Source organism: Corynebacterium sp. (assembly GCF_030532965.1).
Classification (GTDB): Bacteria; Actinomycetota; Actinomycetes; order Mycobacteriales; family Mycobacteriaceae; genus Corynebacterium.
In genome coordinates this window covers 54,549-70,205 of the sequence record NZ_JAUNKC010000008.1, presented here as the reverse complement: position 1 = coordinate 70,205, position 15,657 = coordinate 54,549, and the positions used below count along the sequence as shown (strand labels likewise).

The following is a 15,657-nucleotide window of genomic DNA, read 5'->3' as shown; positions in this document are numbered from 1 at the left end:
AGAGGTTCATCGACTACGCTTTTTCCGGGCACCGTGCTTTGAAACGGCGACGGCACCGCCCCATGTCTTTTTCTTCTTCTGTTGTTTCTTTCGTGGCGGTCTTGTGGTGGTCTGCGCGGATTGGTGCTGCGGTTTGGATGGTCCTTCCGAAGTGGTGGTGTGCGCTGCGGGCTGAAAATCACCCAGGGTTTTACCTGACGGGGTGCGAGCACCAGTGATTCGTTTTAATTCTGCTGAATTGGCGTGGACGTGAATCATGTTTTGTTTGACGCCCGCTTTGGTTAATACTGATGTAACGGCGTCGAGTTGTTCCGGCAATACTAGCGTGACGACGCTTCCCGTGTTGCCTGCGCGGGCGGTGCGCCCGGCGCGGTGAACGTAGGATTTTGGTTCGACGGGAGGATCAATGTGTACGACGAGATCCACCGTTGAGATATCGATTCCCCGTGCTGCGATGTCAGTTGCTACCAGGACCCGGACTTGTCCGCTGGTGAAGGCTTCAATTGCTGCCGTCCTGCTGGTTTGGCCTTTGTTTCCATGTAAACCAGCTGCATTGATCCCAGCCCGGCGAAGCTTCCGGACCCACTTATCCACCGCGTACTTTGTGCGCGTGAACATGATAGTTTGTCCGTTTCGGGCGCCGATGTGAAGCACCACTTGGGTGCGTTCGTCTTTGTTTGCGATGGTGAACTGATAGTGCTTCATTGTGTCGACTGTTGCTTCTGCCGTACTGGTCGAATGAGTCACAGGATCAGTTAGGAATTCGTCGATAAGCGAGGATACGTCGCCGTCGAGTGTTGCGGAGAACAGTAATCGCTGGCTGGCGGGTGGGGTTTGGCGAAGAATTTTTTGCACCTGCGGAAGGAACCCCATGTCGGCCATTTGGTCGGCTTCATCGATGGCAGTTATGGAAATACTGCTGAGGTCAAGATGGTTGTTGTGAATTAGGTCGAGTGCTCGACCTGGCGTAGCAACGAGAATGTCTATTGGTGCCGCGAATTGGCGAATGTGCTTGGAAATTGCCACTCCACCAACGACCTCGATAATCCGAAGGCCTTCTGCGTGTGCGATGGGGGATAGCCGCTGTTGAACCTGACTTGCTAACTCCCGCGTTGGTACGAGCACCAGGGCGCGGGGCTGGCCTGGGGTGGAGTGCCCGTGCTGTGCTAATCGTGCAATTATTGGCAGCCCGAAACCCAGGGTTTTTCCGGAACCAGTGGGTCCACGGCCCAGGATGTCTTTTCCGGAAAGGGCATCGGGGATTGCAGCGGCCTGGATGGGAAAGGCTTCGTGGATTCCTTGGCTGTTGAGGCTGTAGATAATGGAATGGGGCAAGCCGAGTTCGGCGAATGTAGTCATCACGTCTATGCTACACAGCCAATTCAGCCGCGCCATAGTTCCATGTGCTTCAAGGTTGGTATCCTCAGGCGGTGCTGTCGGGCATTGCTGAAGCAGTGACACTATTTGCCGGTGAATTGGACGGTTTTTGACTTACCGTTGTCGGGCTACCGTTAGCTTAAACCGAATAAAGTTTTCCTTATGAATGCGACTAAATGCAGTTACACAAAGACAGGCTGTGGGAAGACTACTTGTGATAGTGATTCCCACAGCCTGTCTTTTATGTGGCTCTTCACCCATGCAAGGCGAAAGCAGCAGCAAATGTCTTTTACGCCTCGATTTCGGTGCGGTCACCGGACCAGAGAGTATGGAAAGTCCCCTCTTTATCAACGCGCTGATAGGTGTGTGCACCAAAATAATCGCGCTGGGCCTGGATTAAGGCTGCAGGAAGACGAGGGACTCGTAGGCTGTCGTAATAGGACAGGGAAGAGGCGAACACTGGGATCGGTTGGCCAATACGGGTTGCGATAATCACGATTTGGCGCCAGGAATCGATAAGGTCGGTCAACTCGGACTTGAAGTACGGATCGAGTAAGAGCGTTGGAAGTTCTGGGTCGGCATCATATGCCTCCCGGATCCGGTTGAGGAATTTGGCGCGAATGATGCAACCGCCGCGCCAAATTGTTGCGAGATCTCGCGGGTCGATATTCCAATTGTGTTCCTCAGAACCAGCCTTGATTTCATCAAAACCTTGAGCGTACGCCACAAGCTTTGACGCATATAGAGCACGTCGTACGTCTTCTATGAAAGTTTCGCGCGAAATTCCGAGTTCCTCGAGAGTTTGAAGGTTCCCAGATGGCAGATTGCCGATTGTTGCAGCTCGCTGTGCGGTAGATCCAGAAAGGGCACGGGCGAACACGGCTTCAGCGATGCCGGTAACGGGGATTCCCAGGTCAAGGGCCGATTTCACGGTCCAACGTCCGGTACCTTTTTGCCCAGCGGAGTCTACGATCAGATCAATGAGTGGGGTGCCAGTTTCTGCGTCAACTTGCGCGAGAACTTCGGCAGTGATTTCGATGAGATACGAATCAAGATCGCCGGCGTTCCATGCACGGAATACATCCGATATTTCCGCGGGAGTCATGTTAGCGCCATATCGAAGTAGCTGATATGCCTCGCCAATTACCTGCATGTCGGCATATTCAATGCCGTTGTGCACCATCTTGACAAAATGCCCAGCTCCGTCGGGACCAATGTGCGTAACGCACGGGACTCCATCAACAACCGCTGCGATGGATTCCAATAGCGGGCCCAGTGCTTCCCAAGATTCGGCTGGGCCGCCCGGCATGATTGATGGGCCGTTAAGAGCCCCTTCTTCGCCGCCTGAGATGCCCGCTCCAACGAAATTCAGTCCGCGAGCAGAAATCTCCTTTTCGCGGCGAATGGTATCGGTGTACAGGGCATTTCCGCCATCAATGATGATATCGCCCTCATCCATGGCGTCGGCAAGCTGGGAAATGACCGCGTCCGTAGCTGCGCCAGCTTGAACCATGATGATCGCACGGCGAGGTTTCTCGAGACTGGCAACGAATTCTTCGACCGTTTTTGCCGGAATGAAGTTACCCTCATCGCCATGGTCTGCGATGAGGTCTTCAGTTTTTTCGAAACTACGGTTATACACCGCAACTGTGTGTCCGTTACGAGCGAAGTTCCGCGCCAGATTTGATCCCATTACAGCAAGACCAACGACGCCGATCTGTGCCAGGTTGCCTTGTTCAGTCATGGTTTCATAGTCTACCCACCCCGCCGGGTGGGTGGTATTCCCGCCGTGAAATCCCAGCTAAAAAGGGGCAAATGTGGTGTTTGTTTAACTATGCGGTACTTGTCTGTTGGTTTGTTTGTATAAGGGCAGTAGTGTGGGGCTTATGGCTTCTCATACTGAAATTCCCGATACAACAAAACCATTATTCGAGCTCCTTGCGGGGATGGGCGAGAACGGGTTGCACATGCGGGAATTGGCGCAATTAAACGAACTCAACGGCGGTTTCAGCTCTCGGCTAGGCATGCGGTTTACTGAGGTAACTAAAGACCTCGTAGCTGCAGAAATGCACGTGACTCAAGATCACCTCCAAGTCTCTGGGATCGTTAATGGAGGTGTATTCTGTGCAATCGCAGAATCAGTCGGCTCGGTGATGGGTATCGTTGCTGCAAAGGGCAAACTGGTGGTTGGCGTAAATAACGATACAAATTTCATTGCTTCGGTTGCCGCTGGCGTGATTTCCGCCGAGGCGCGGATCGTTCATGATGGGCGACGCACCCAGTTGATTGAGATTGAGATGTTCCACCGGGATCACCTTTGTGCTAAATCTGCCTTGCGAACAATGGTTATCGAACCGCCACAAGAACGGTAACAATCGACAAGAGTAAACGTTAGCTTTTCGACGTCCCCGCGGTGCACGTTTCAACGGTGGGGCGTCGAAAAGCTTTACATTTTTACAACCAATTCCACTTTTTGAAAAACCACCACATACCAGCAACAATAAGAATCATTATTCCCAACACAACGAAATACCCGTATTGGGTCTGTAGCTCCGGCATGTGTTGGAAGTTCATTCCGTAAATCCCCGCGATTAATGTTGGTACAGCGGCCATACCCACAAACGCGGAAATCGCGCGCATATCCTCGTTTTGCTGCAGTGTTACTTTCGCAACGGCTGCGCTGATCAAGTCGGTGAGTCGCTCGTCGAACCCCCGGATCGTATCCTTGGCGATGATTTCATGATCGAGAACATCGCGAAAATAGCGGCGGATGTGTTTGTTTAATAACTGTGAATCGTTGGACAGGATCAAACGCAACGCTGGGTCTAAAGGATCAATCGCATGTCGCATTTCCAGGATTTCCCGCTTGAGCAAATAAATCTGCTCTACATTAAATCGAGAATTTGGTGTGAACACCTCTTCTTCCAGTGCGTCAACATCGTCGGATAATTCTGCCGCAATTTTGATGTAATCGTCGACAATACAGTCTGCTATCGCCCACGCTACGGACATCGGTCCACCTTGATTCACCAACGTCGATTGTCCCGCGCGTAACGCTAAGCGATCTGAAATATCGGGCAGAGTAGTGCCGTGCCGGATGGTTATGACAAAGTTCTTCCCGACAACCATCTGCACCTCGCCAGTTTCGATCACCTGACGAGATTGCTGAACGGAATTCTGGCGCCTATCAAAATCCAAATAACGCACGCTTCGTGCCACCAGAAACAGTTGGTCGTCGTATTGTTCAACTTTGGGCCGCTGTCGCGCAACGACGGCATCCTCAATAATCAACGGGTGAACACCAAATGCCTGCGCCGCATCCTGCATCTGTTGCGCGCTAGGTTCATTCAGACTTAACCACACGAAACCTCGAGACGAATCCGTCTCGTGGCTTTCTTGCAGTTCACGCAATCTGCTGTGCAATAATCCTAGCGCCGAGTCGACTTTAATCTCACCTGGTATGCGGACACCATCGATATATAACCGGCAGTGATCGACGACGCCGCCTGTTTGGTGTGTCGCTGGGAAAGCTGATTTTTCGGAGTGATTTGCGTGGTCTGTTTTGTTAAATGTCATAGTAAATACACAATTTCTCGATCGTAGTATGTGGTTTAAACTAAAAGACATGCCTACGTGGAACGAACTCATCGCAGCCAATCCTGCACACTCTATCAATTACGCAAACCGGTGGCGACACTTCGAAGAAAATGGGGAAGACATATACGGGGAAGCCCGCCTCATCGATGCAATCGCTGCACGCGGATCAGTCATCATCGACGCAGGATGCGGTCAAGGACGGTTGACCGGATACCTCGGGAAACAAGGACACAAGGTAATCGGCTCCGACCTCGATCCAATTTTGATTGATATTGCGCGGGAACAACATCCCGACCTGGAATTTCACGTGGGCGACCTGTGCGTGGACCCACTCCCAATTTCCGATGCAGATATCGTGTTCAGCGCTGGAAACGTCATGGGTTTCCTTCCCGTTGAGGGAAGAAAAGGCGCCCTTAGCCACATTTTTGCGGCACTTAAACCCGGTGGTCTGGCAGTAATTGGATTTGGCGCTGGCCGCGGCTGGGATTTTGACGACTTCCTAGCCCTTGCTACCGAAGTCGGTTTTACAATTGAACAAAAGTTTTCGTCGTGGGAACTCGCCCCGTTTGCGAAGGAATCAGATTTCCTGGTCGCGTTCTTCAGGAAGTAGTCGTTTCGGTGATAAGCCGATCGATATGGGCAAAATGATCAATAGGGCCTGCACCTTTGCCGATATCTAACAGGTCAGCTGCAGCGATCGCCTCAGTAATCCAGTCGGTGCACAGCCGCAACGATTCTGCGACGCTAATCCCAGCCCCTATACAGGTGGCAAGCGACGCAGAAAGTGCGCAACCGGTACCGTGAGTATTGCTAGTCGATATTCGCGCCGCTGGCACAACCGTGACCTCGCCCGCCGGTGACACTGCGGCGTTGTGAGGCTCTGAGCATCTCAAATGGCCAGATTTAACAATCACATAGCAGTCGTAGCGTTGTGCAAGTTCTGTTGCTTGAATGATCGCCGTCTGAAACGAATCAGCCGGAGCCGTGCCTACCAACCACGCCAATTCCGGCGTGTTAGGAGTGATGACAGTTGCGCAATCCAGAATCGTCGACAGAGTATCTTCCGCAGGTTTGTCTAGAAGCCGCGCACCTGTGCTCGTGAAAATCACCGGATCAATCACCACCGGGAGCGAATACGGGCGTGAACGGTGTGCCTGTAATTCGGCCAACCACGAAACAACCGTCCCGATGATCTCGGAATTGCCCAACATCCCGATTTTAATGGCATCAATCTCGACGTCACTGCTGACTGCGGTTAACTGAGCTACGAGAAAATCACGTGGTGGAATGTGCGACGCGTAAACTCCCTGGGAATTTTGTGCAAGGAGGCCGGTGATGACGCTGTAACCGAAGCCGCCTGCCGCCGCGATTGCCTTCATATCCGCTTGGGTACCAGCGCCACCGGTGGGGTCGGTGCCAGCGATGGAAAGCACGCGCGGGCGGGAAGGGGAGTCCGGCCTTTGTCGTAGAGGCAAACCTGCTGTGGGATCGACAGGCATATCAGGTTCCTTAAGGGATGGTAATGCGCGTTAACAAGGTGTAGCTAAAGCGAATGCCGTGTGTATGCACCTAACTGTAACGAGCTCAGGGGCAAAACACACGGCAGCCTCACCAACGAATTATTTACTTCTTTGGCTTGCTGTTTCCAAACCGTTCGGTATCGAGAAGTTCGATCGGCTTTTCTTCGTCGTGCGTGATCCGATCCGACAATTTTTCGATAGCGGTACGTGCATGCAGTTGCTGGCGGGTAACAGCCAAATGCCAACGCTTACGAGAAATTGCGTTAATTCCCCACGAAATGAGTGCCGTGAACCGGTTGCGGAAACCAACCAGGAACATGACGTGAACGACAAGCCACAAAAGCCAACCGATGAATCCGGTGATCTCCACATTTCCCATCTTTACCACAGCGTTGAAGCGGGAAATCGTTGCCATTGAGCCCTTGTCGTAGTACTCGAAAGGCTCGCGTTCGTCGGCGGAACGGCCAGCAGCTTCGGCAGCGATCTGCTCAGCGACGTATTCGCCACCTTGAATCGCAACCTGTGCTACGCCAGGAAGGTTTTGGTAGTTCATCATGTCACCGATGACAAACAGGTTTTTATCGTCACCGACACTGAGATCGGAATTCACGTGAACTCGGCCAGCTCGGTCGAGTTCTACGCCAGTTTGATCTGCAATCAACTTGCCCAGTGGGGAAGCAGCCACACCTGCCGACCAGATCTTGCAGAACGACTCAATAGTGTGCTCTGAATTGTCGACGGTGGATTTGTAGGAAACGGAGTTCTCAGTCACATCGGTCACGATGGAATTGAGTTTTACTGTCACGCCAATTTTTTCCAAGGAACGCTGCGCATTGCGTCCCAGTCGCTTTCCGAATGGGGGCAAAACCTGAGGGGCACCGTCAAGCAGGATGATTTTTGCATTAGCCGGGTTACAACGGCGGAAGGAGCCCGCTAGCGTGCGGTGTGCCATTTCTGCCACCTGGCCGGCGAGCTCGACGCCGGTGGGTCCTGCGCCGACGATCACGAATGTAAGGAGTCGTTCCCGTTCGATTGGGTCATCACAAAGCTCAGCCCGTTCAAAGGCACCCAAGATTCGTGCCCGCAATTCCAAAGCATCGTCGATAGTCTTCATGCCAGGTGCATACTTAGCAAAGTGATCATTGCCGAAATACGATTGCCCAGCACCGGCGGCAACAATCAAGGAATCGTAGGAAATTAGCTTCGTTAGATGCCCTAATTGAACAGAAACTGTTCGTTCCTTGGTGTCGATATCGACAACCTCGGCCTTCATTACCTCGACGTTGTCCTGTTGGCTTAGAATCTGGCGGGTGGAAGGGGCGATTTCACCAGAGGCGAGAATGCCGGTGGCCACCTGGTAAAGCAAAGGCTGGAACAGGTGGTGGTTAGTGCGATCGATCAACGTAATATCGACATCTGCAACTTTAAGGTTGTGGACGGCGAAAAGTCCACCGAAACCTGATCCAATAACAACCACGTGGTGCCGACCGCCTTCAGGGCGGAATGGGGTTTCAGACATGAAAGTGTTTTCTCCTACTGCTTGAGTACCGTCGCTCAAGAACTAATTATTGGCTACCCACCCTATCAAGAGTGTGATTTTTAACATGGTAGCGCCAAACCGGTGGTTCCACATAGTCCCGCAATGTATGAGGGAAAATTTTGGGTAAATCAGCGTAGGGTTCCCCTTGGGAATTTGCTGAGCTCAAACTTAAAATAGCGCGGTGTTCAGGGTGTTTGATCCCGTCGAATCTAAGGCGTGCTGAAAGCATGGGGGTAATTCGGTGTGGCAGTTAAAACTGAAAGCGAGGCGACCATACACTGTGAAGTGGCAAAAACCAGAGTTTAATGAGTGAAAATAAGGAGCGTTTGTGTCGTCATTTCCGTCACACACACCTGATCACCTCAGCAGCGTCGATCCGCAGCAATGGCCAGGTGTGGTCACTATCCCGGGCGGAATTTTAAATGCGGCAAAAGCGCGACGCTCCGAAGCAGAATTCGCGCTTGTCTGCGAGAAAACCAATATTCGATTGGGCGGTGACGAACCTGATCTTCGAATCATTCGGGAAGAGCTATTTAAGCGGATAGCTAAATCAGGCTGGTTGGGGCTAGCTGAGGGCTACATGGCGGGAGAGTGGGAAAGTAAGCAATTGGTCGATGTGCTGACTAAGTTGCTGGAAGTTGGTTATTGCCCCCGAACCTCCCGTACCCATATTCGTGAGCTGGCAGGCCAATATAGTGGTCTCGAATTGCCGCAAGATTTGATCCAGCTATTCAGTGGGGATGGCATGAGTTATCACGGGCCGGTTTTTTCCTCAGGCGTACCAACAACACAACGAAACCAATATAAAAGCTACGTGCCGGGTGCCGGGAAGGGGAGGGAACCGGCAAGCCACTTCGTGGATGTAACTGAACTTCAGGAGCCAGCGCTCGTGGAACGCGTTGACTTTTCCGACGCGCAGTTACGTGCCGCCACGCAGCTACTGGAATCGGCCCGGGTTTCGGCGGGTACCCACATTGCTGATTTTCCGAGTTCCGGTCCGCTGGTTCCAATTATCGCGGCACATAACGCGGCAGTAGCTGATGTCTATACAGCCGATGTTGATCATGCGAACTGGCTGCAAGAGGTTTTTCAAGAAGTAAAAGTTAATTTGGACATCCATATCAACGTCACCGATGGGGTATTTCCAGAACTACGGCGGTTGTCAAGGACATATGACGCGATTACCAGCGTCGAAAAGCTCGAAACGATGCCGTTGGAAACACAGCGTCATTATGTGTCGGCTTTAGATAGGATGCTTGCGCCATACGGCTTCGTTTCGATGCAAACGGTGGTGAAAACACCTAACTATACCGAGACCAGTGAACGTGCGCTTGATGTGCTACGGGCATACGTGTGGCCAGGATTAACCATGTCGTCGCCGGAAGACGTGCACCGGCTTTTCGACACCCATAGCAATCTGCGGATCGTCGCCCAGAAGTGTTTTGGAAAGCATTATAATCATGGGCTACAGATGCAGCGTGAGCTGTTCGAGGGGAATATGCGGGAAGCGGCGGCTGATGGCTTCGACGTTACTTTTCGACGGTTATGGGTGTTCCAACTGGCACTGCGGGAAGCGTTGTTCCGGCTGGAGATGATCGACGCAGTACAGTTAACGATAACGACCAGGCAACGTCGATAAACGTGGATAGGATGCAATGAAAAAGCCAGCATTAACTCCTGTGAATAGTCAGTTTCTTAAGCGGTGTCGGGAATACGTAGCGGTAACTCGGCCCGAAGATGTTGCTGACTATGATTACATCGCGAATATCGATCTCAGCATGGCGGCCGACATTGATTGGGATAGGCTTTCTTATGCGGTAATCGAGCTCAATGAGCCAGGGTTGGTTCACTTTTGGAATGTAGCGAAATGGCATTACCGTAATCAGCCGACGGAGCAAGAAGACATTGCGTATTTTCTTAGCAGCGCAATCGAATCCATAACGTTGACGGCTATCGACCCGGAAGAATTGGATCGGGAGTTTCTTTTTCAGCTCCGCAACGATTGGTCGGCGGGGGATGTACGCGAGCGTTATGTTCGAGAAGTTGGAGTCTTAAATAGGTGGCTGGGGAATTAACCCAATAAATCTTACTTGACATAATGTACATTATCGGATGTTTTTAACGAGGGCTTTGCCGCGGCATCTCACGGCCGTAATTGACTCCTGGCCAGCTATAGGTCTCGGGATTTTTCAGATGTCGACGGGTCTAGGCTAAGTGCTGCCGAATGCTTCGGTTGAATTATGGATGCACGAAACGGATTTATGACGTCTCGCGGCTGCGGTCGCGCGATCTGTGTAAGAAGGCTTTGGGTCTTGGTTTATCCGGTATCGACAATCACCGCCTAACGCGCAGCGTTTGTTGCTCTGTATCAAACGTATGCGAATGTAGCGCTATGCCCGGCCGGTTACCCATTCCGGTCCAATGATGTGAAGCGATGTTGTGATTGGGTTTTTGGGACTTGTCGCGGCACTAGGTGACTAATAACCCCCATCGGTTTTGAATTGCCGTCAATCGCTCATTAATGCAAGCTGGATATAGTCGTAATATTTACGTCACCGTGACTAAAAGAAGGTGAGTGACACAGGTGGTCATTCCCGCGTGAAAAACCCGTCTACCTTAACTTTTATCCAAATCATCGGATAGCCGGTTACGGTACGCTGAGAAGATTTGGAAACCAGTTAATACGGCCAGCCCGATCCCAACAATGGCCAAAATGGTAATCGATTGGTAAAACGCGAATATGGTGAATCCCAACACCACGACAAGTCGAATCCACAAAAACGGTAGCATTCGTTCTGCTAGCATACGGCATTATTCCTTCGTCATAGTGATCAGAACGTTTAATTCGCCCTCTTCGGCAATCTTGGCTGCGACGAATTCCGGAGTCTCTACACCGTAATCAAGCCGGTTGATCGGGATCGTTGTGCTCAGCGTGAGTTTATCCCCGTCGCGCAGTACTTTGTATTGCGAGGTGACACTGTTTGTCTTGCCTTTAATCGTGAGATCGCCAGTAACCGTGATCTCTGCGACGGTGGCGTTGTCTGGCACCGATGACAAGTCGACATCCTTGGTAACCTCAAAGCTTGCTGTCGGATAGGAATCGGTCTCAAATATCTTTTGGCGGACATTGATATCTCGCCGCTCCGTATCCGTACTCAGTGAGGTCATGTCAACCTCAATGCGACCGGACGTCAATGTGGAATTCGATATCGTGGCATTTCCACGAATGCCACGAGTGGACCCCGACGTTGTTCGCGCATCAGAGGGCAATAACTCATTGAAGGTAAAACCGACTGAGGAGATGTTTGGCGCATCTCCGTACACGACTTTCCACGCACCATCAATGTCAGTCGTGGCGGCTGTGGCATTACGTGGGTCAAGCTCACTGGTTTTAACGCCAGGACCTTGGAAAACCGGTATCAATACGGTTGCAACCGCAAAAGTAGCTAATAAGATCACTGCGGCTACGGTGCCGATGATTAATGGTTTACGTTTTTTGTCCATCTGATGCACACTCACCTTATTCTGAGCTTTTCAATACTACGTGCCAATTCCACCAGCTCTTCGCACAGTGGAATCAGTTCGTCCGCGGATGCCCCGTCGGTGACTGCTGTTTTAATGTCTTCAGCTGCGCACCTTAGCTCAAATAACGAATCTTGGAGGCGATCCACCTTTTCGGGCTGGATTATGACAGCAGATGCAGGAATGGCGGTGCCGTGTACAGCATTCCGTTGTTCATATGCACGTTGGCGGCAGGACTGGCTGCAAAACTTTCGTGGCCGCCCCCGTCCAACATCGCCGAGCTCTGAACCGCACCACTGGCACGTGGGTTGGCGTTTAACTGTCATTGGCATTAGTTTAGTCTTTTTTCGGTCAGACCCAAGTTTTACTTAAGTCGCTTAGGGCGTATAAACCATATAGTTACCCCATTTGTGGTGGTTATAACCTTAAAGAAACTCCGGCGTCGATGGCTGGTATGCCCATTAAGACGTCGGTCGGGAACCAAATCTATCGGTTATACGTTATAATCTATGACTTTATGGCAGTTGTGTGCTTGCACCTAAGTGAAACGGTGTACTGGTACAACTACCTTCGGCAACTTAAGCAATGAAAGGACTGGTCAGCACATGGCAGATCGCGTTCTCCGTGGTTCCCGCATGGGTGCCGTCAGCTACGAAACCGACCGTGACCACGACCTCGCACCGCGGCAGATGGTGCGATATAGGACCGAAACAGGCGAAATCTACGAGGTTCCATTCGCTGAAGATGCTGAAATTCCTGGTGAATGGCTGTGCAAAAACGGCCAGATTGGCATCCTGGTGGAAGGCGAAGGCATTGAGGCTAAACCAGCGAAGCCACCTCGCACCCACTGGGATATGCTGCGGGAACGTCGCAGCATAGAAGAGCTAGACATTCTTTTGGAAGAGCGTATTGAACAATTGCGCAAGCGGCGTCGTAATGCAGCCCGGCTGTTGAAACAACAACAGGAAGAAGAGGCTGCTGCGGCAGCAGCTGCTGCTGAAAAGCAGTAATAAAACTGCACGTAAATGAGCAAAGGGTGTTAAGGAATTTCGTTCGGAATTCCTTAACACCCTTTTCTTTTATCCTGTTTGCCATCCTGGTTTAGGAGAACCGCAACGGATGGCGAATCATAGGTAGTGCTTTTTCCGCCATTTTTTAATCGCGTGTTTGGCCATACCACCGAATTCGGTTGTAACGTTTTTTATTTGTTCAGTGCGGTGCTTAATGCCCCACTTGGTTACTTCCAGCAACGAGTCTTTAACGAAAGAACCATCTAGTTTAGATTCACCAATTTCACGTTCGGTAAACGTGATCGGAACTTCGCGCACATCGAAACCGGCTTTGACCACGCGGAACGCCATGTCCACTTGGAAAATGTAGCCAGCATTAGAAAGCTCATCAAGGTCAATGGACTCTAGCACTTCGCGGCGAAACGCCCGATAACCTGCGGTCATATCGGATAGTCCGGCACCTAGTGCGAGCGAGATATAGATGTTTCCGCCTTTGGATAAGATCCAACGATTCTTTGGCCAATTGACAACCGTGCCGCCCGGGACGTATCGAGAACCAATTACCAAGTCCGCTCCCCGACCAATTTCATCAAGCAGCAGGTGTAGTTGTTCAGGTGCATGGGAGCCATCCGCATCCATCTCGCACAGAACATCGTAATCGCGCTCTAACCCCCACCGGAAACCCGCCACATAGGCGCCGCAAAGGCCGCCTTTACCCTCGCGGTGCAGGACATGGATGTTCGCATCATTCGCCGCCATTTCATCGGCAGTCTTGCCCGTTCCGTCTGGGCTGTTATCGTCAACGATGAGAATATCGACCTCGGGGGCGGCTGACCGAACCCGACCGGTTATGAGCGGAAGATTCTCCAGTTCGTTGTATGTCGGGATGATGACCAGTGTTTTCATAAGGCGGTAGACTCCTAGCGGTTTTTCTTCTTCGCAGCGGCCGACTTTGATCGTGAAGGTGATTTCCGGTTTGGCTTCGGTGCAGAAGCCGATCCAGCAGATGTGTTATAAAAACGCCACAGTGCAAAGATCATTGCCAACCACCCAATGATAACTAACGTGTATTCAATTGTAGAACCGTGCCGTACTGCAAACGTCGAACTGTTACGCAACGGCAACGTTTCGATAAGGGTTTTTGCCTCAAAAATTCCGGAATGTTGGGTAACCGTTCCATCGGGTTGCACTATTGCAGACACCCCCGACGTTGCCGCAACCACCACTGCCCTATCGACTTCAATCGCACGCATGCGACTCATCGCCAGTTGCTGGTACGTCATGTCGGAAAAATTGAAGGTTGCATTGTTTGTAGGCGTGGTGAGAATCTGCGCACCGCCTGCAACCGCATCACGTGCTGCAGCGTCAAAGGCAACCTCGTAGCAAGTAGCAATGCCCACGGTAACTGGCGTACCAGACGTTGCGGCACGCATCTGCACGACCCCGGTGCCGTTACCAGGCTGAAAATTGCCTGCTAAATCTACTTTTTCGGAAAATAGCCGGAAAAACTTTCGCATCGGCATGTATTCCCCAAACGGCTGGAGGAATTTTTTGTGATGGAACTCCCCTGGCCCAGATTCTGGATCGAATACAACCATCGTATTGCGCGGTCCTACTTCGTCACGAGTTATAGTTCCTACCAAAATGGGTGCCTGAGCGGCAGCTACAGCTTGATTTATGAGGTTTCTCGCCGCCATATCGGCAAACGGATTCACGTCAGAGGAGTTTTCCGGCCAAATAACCAAGTCGACAGGATCACGGTCTTTGAGTTTGGTGGTTTCTGTAACGTGATTCGCTAAAACAGCGCGCCGCTGGGCATTAAATTCCAGACCGAGCCGGGGCACATTGCCTTGGATCGCTGCAACGGTGACGTTTCCAACGCTTTGCGACGATCCCAACGTGGCGGTTGCCCAGGTTGTACCGACCGCAATCACCATAAAAGACACAACGATTGGCACCACATGGCGTCGAAAAGCAATCGTATACAACCCGGTGGCAAGTGCCACCGTTACGAAAGTGACCAACGCCGGTCCGCCAATACTTGCCAAATTAGCTAATGGGCTACCAACCTGCCCCCACGCTAAGCGCACCCATGCAAATCCGCCAAACGGATAGTGCGAACGCAGCCATTCGACTGCCAGATATAAGAACGCAAACCATAACCACGAATGTGGTAGTCGTTGTATGGCTGCGGCTCCTATTCCGAGGATGATCCCATAAAGGGAAAGGAAAACGGCGAGCGAAATGTATGGAAAATTACCGACGAATTCCCCGATCCACGGCAATAACAACAGATACAGCACAACGCAATGGGTAAATGCTACCCCTGCACCTAACCGCATTGATATATGGTTACCGCGAAATGGCGATAACGCGGCGTAAAATAGCGCAATTCCTACGATCCCAGCAACGCTGATCCCCTGCGGCTGGTAGGAAGCATAAACCAGCACGCCAGATAACGCTGCTAGACATATTCGTAGAATCGCATACATTTGGGATGTGTGAGTATTCAACATTGATGACCGCACTTCCATCAGCAGGATCGCTGTTGGCTACTTGGAGAAATCTTCCGGCTTAACGTCCTTGGTCCAATCCCGAATCTCCTGTTCGTCAATGATGATGGGATCCGGCTGGCTGGCTGTGGCTCCAGTACCAAAGCTGCCGTAAGAAGTACGCTGGCGATACGTATTGGTCATCTCAAAACTGCGAACACCGAGGTTCTCAATACTGTGTCGCATCTTACGAGCCAGTACTTTGCGCACGAGAGCGCGCGTTGGCGGCAGGATAAACAGTAAACCCATGATGCTGGATGCAAAGCCAGGCAATGCCAATAAGACCGCGCCTGCGGCGACGAGTCCGAAGTTGCCCGCGATCTTTGCTGGATCCGTCGGAGTCTTGGCCAGTTGAACCGAAATTCGACGCATTTCCCACGCAGCAACGACGATACCCACGAAGAAGACCACGAATAGCGCAAGAAGAGCTTTCCCGACGCCTAACCACGAAGCCACGGCATAAAAGCTTAACGCCTCGATAAAAAAATATGGGATCGCAAAGAGTAACGGCATGCCCCAACGATACCGCCCCAGCAGTA

General features: G+C 51.6%; 16 protein-coding genes. 5 read left to right on the top strand and 11 right to left on the bottom strand.

Features of this window, described 5'->3' with window-relative positions:
- Positions 1-6: 6 nt before the first annotated feature.
- Together Q4D85_RS05735 and gndA are read right to left on the bottom strand one after the other, a co-directional pair.
- On the bottom strand, positions 7-1,359 hold the full coding sequence (locus tag Q4D85_RS05735; protein WP_303198862.1) for a DEAD/DEAH box helicase: 1,353 nt from the start codon (positions 1,357-1,359) through the stop codon (positions 7-9).
- A 307-nt stretch (positions 1,360-1,666) separates the two neighbouring features.
- The gene (gene gndA, locus Q4D85_RS05730) at positions 1,667-3,121 is read right to left on the bottom strand and encodes an NADP-dependent phosphogluconate dehydrogenase (RefSeq protein ID WP_303198861.1); all 1,455 of its coding nucleotides are present in this window, start codon (positions 3,119-3,121) and stop codon (positions 1,667-1,669) included.
- A 142-nt stretch (positions 3,122-3,263) separates the two neighbouring features.
- Between gndA and Q4D85_RS05725 the strand changes: the two genes are divergently transcribed.
- Complete coding sequence (locus Q4D85_RS05725) at positions 3,264-3,749, top strand: PaaI family thioesterase (RefSeq protein WP_303198858.1); 486 nt, start codon at positions 3,264-3,266, stop codon at positions 3,747-3,749.
- Positions 3,750-3,831: 82 nt separating this feature from the next.
- On the opposite strand, the gene Q4D85_RS05720 is transcribed toward Q4D85_RS05725, so the two are convergent.
- The gene (locus tag Q4D85_RS05720) at positions 3,832-4,953 is read right to left on the bottom strand and encodes a magnesium and cobalt transport protein CorA (protein ID WP_303198856.1); all 1,122 of its coding nucleotides are present in this window, start codon (positions 4,951-4,953) and stop codon (positions 3,832-3,834) included.
- A 49-nt stretch (positions 4,954-5,002) separates the two neighbouring features.
- Here Q4D85_RS05720 and Q4D85_RS05715 point away from each other — a divergent pair, with 49 nt between their 5' ends.
- Entirely contained in the window at positions 5,003-5,584 is a 582-nt protein-coding gene (locus tag Q4D85_RS05715; protein ID WP_303198854.1) for a trans-aconitate 2-methyltransferase, read from the top strand.
- On the opposite strand, the gene thiD is transcribed toward Q4D85_RS05715, so the two are convergent.
- Both thiD and Q4D85_RS05705 read right to left on the bottom strand, forming a co-directional pair.
- Entirely contained in the window at positions 5,574-6,473 is a 900-nt protein-coding gene (gene thiD / locus Q4D85_RS05710; RefSeq protein WP_303198853.1) for a bifunctional hydroxymethylpyrimidine kinase/phosphomethylpyrimidine kinase, read from the bottom strand. The two genes, Q4D85_RS05715 and thiD, sit on opposite strands and share 11 nt — an antisense overlap.
- A 124-nt stretch (positions 6,474-6,597) precedes the next feature.
- The gene (locus tag Q4D85_RS05705; protein WP_303198852.1) at positions 6,598-8,013 is read right to left on the bottom strand and encodes an NAD(P)/FAD-dependent oxidoreductase; all 1,416 of its coding nucleotides are present in this window, start codon (positions 8,011-8,013) and stop codon (positions 6,598-6,600) included.
- A gap of 349 nt (positions 8,014-8,362) precedes the next feature.
- On the opposite strand from Q4D85_RS05705, the gene Q4D85_RS05700 reads away from it, so the two are divergent.
- Together Q4D85_RS05700 and Q4D85_RS05695 are read left to right on the top strand one after the other, a co-directional pair.
- Entirely contained in the window at positions 8,363-9,673 is a 1,311-nt protein-coding gene (locus tag Q4D85_RS05700) for a class I SAM-dependent methyltransferase (RefSeq protein WP_303198850.1), read from the top strand.
- A gap of 40 nt (positions 9,674-9,713) precedes the next feature.
- Positions 9,714-10,109 (top strand): hypothetical protein, encoded by a 396-nt coding sequence (locus Q4D85_RS05695; RefSeq protein ID WP_303198849.1) that lies wholly within the window; start codon positions 9,714-9,716, stop codon positions 10,107-10,109.
- 541 nt (positions 10,110-10,650) lie between these two features.
- On the opposite strand, the gene Q4D85_RS05690 is transcribed toward Q4D85_RS05695, so the two are convergent.
- Genes Q4D85_RS05690 through Q4D85_RS05680 form a run of 3 tightly spaced genes read right to left on the bottom strand, consistent with a single transcriptional unit; the run spans position 10,651 to position 11,882 of the window.
- Positions 10,651-10,839, bottom strand: a complete 189-nt coding sequence (locus Q4D85_RS05690) for a hypothetical protein (protein WP_303198848.1) — start codon at positions 10,837-10,839, stop codon at positions 10,651-10,653.
- A gap of 6 nt (positions 10,840-10,845) precedes the next feature.
- Entirely contained in the window at positions 10,846-11,538 is a 693-nt protein-coding gene (locus Q4D85_RS05685; protein ID WP_303198847.1) for a YceI family protein, read from the bottom strand.
- A gap of 11 nt (positions 11,539-11,549) precedes the next feature.
- Positions 11,550-11,882 (bottom strand): hypothetical protein, encoded by a 333-nt coding sequence (locus tag Q4D85_RS05680; RefSeq protein WP_303198846.1) that lies wholly within the window; start codon positions 11,880-11,882, stop codon positions 11,550-11,552.
- A gap of 279 nt (positions 11,883-12,161) precedes the next feature.
- Between Q4D85_RS05680 and Q4D85_RS05675 the strand changes: the two genes are divergently transcribed.
- Positions 12,162-12,566 carry an RNA polymerase-binding protein RbpA gene (locus Q4D85_RS05675; RefSeq protein WP_303198844.1) on the top strand — a complete coding sequence of 135 codons (405 nt, stop codon included), beginning with the start codon at positions 12,162-12,164 and terminating at the stop codon, positions 12,564-12,566.
- Positions 12,567-12,683: 117 nt separating this feature from the next.
- Here the strand turns inward: Q4D85_RS05675 and Q4D85_RS05670 are convergent, their stop codons facing one another.
- From Q4D85_RS05670 to Q4D85_RS05660, 3 genes are read right to left on the bottom strand one after another with little or no spacing between them, the layout of a single operon-like run.
- The gene (locus Q4D85_RS05670; protein WP_303198842.1) at positions 12,684-13,472 is read right to left on the bottom strand and encodes a polyprenol monophosphomannose synthase; all 789 of its coding nucleotides are present in this window, start codon (positions 13,470-13,472) and stop codon (positions 12,684-12,686) included.
- A 14-nt stretch (positions 13,473-13,486) separates the two neighbouring features.
- On the bottom strand, positions 13,487-15,058 hold the full coding sequence (gene lnt, locus Q4D85_RS05665) for an apolipoprotein N-acyltransferase (RefSeq protein ID WP_303198840.1): 1,572 nt from the start codon (positions 15,056-15,058) through the stop codon (positions 13,487-13,489).
- 60 nt (positions 15,059-15,118) lie between these two features.
- Positions 15,119-15,631, bottom strand: a complete 513-nt coding sequence (locus Q4D85_RS05660) for an FxsA family protein (protein ID WP_303198838.1) — start codon at positions 15,629-15,631, stop codon at positions 15,119-15,121.
- Positions 15,632-15,657: the final 26 nt, after the last annotated feature.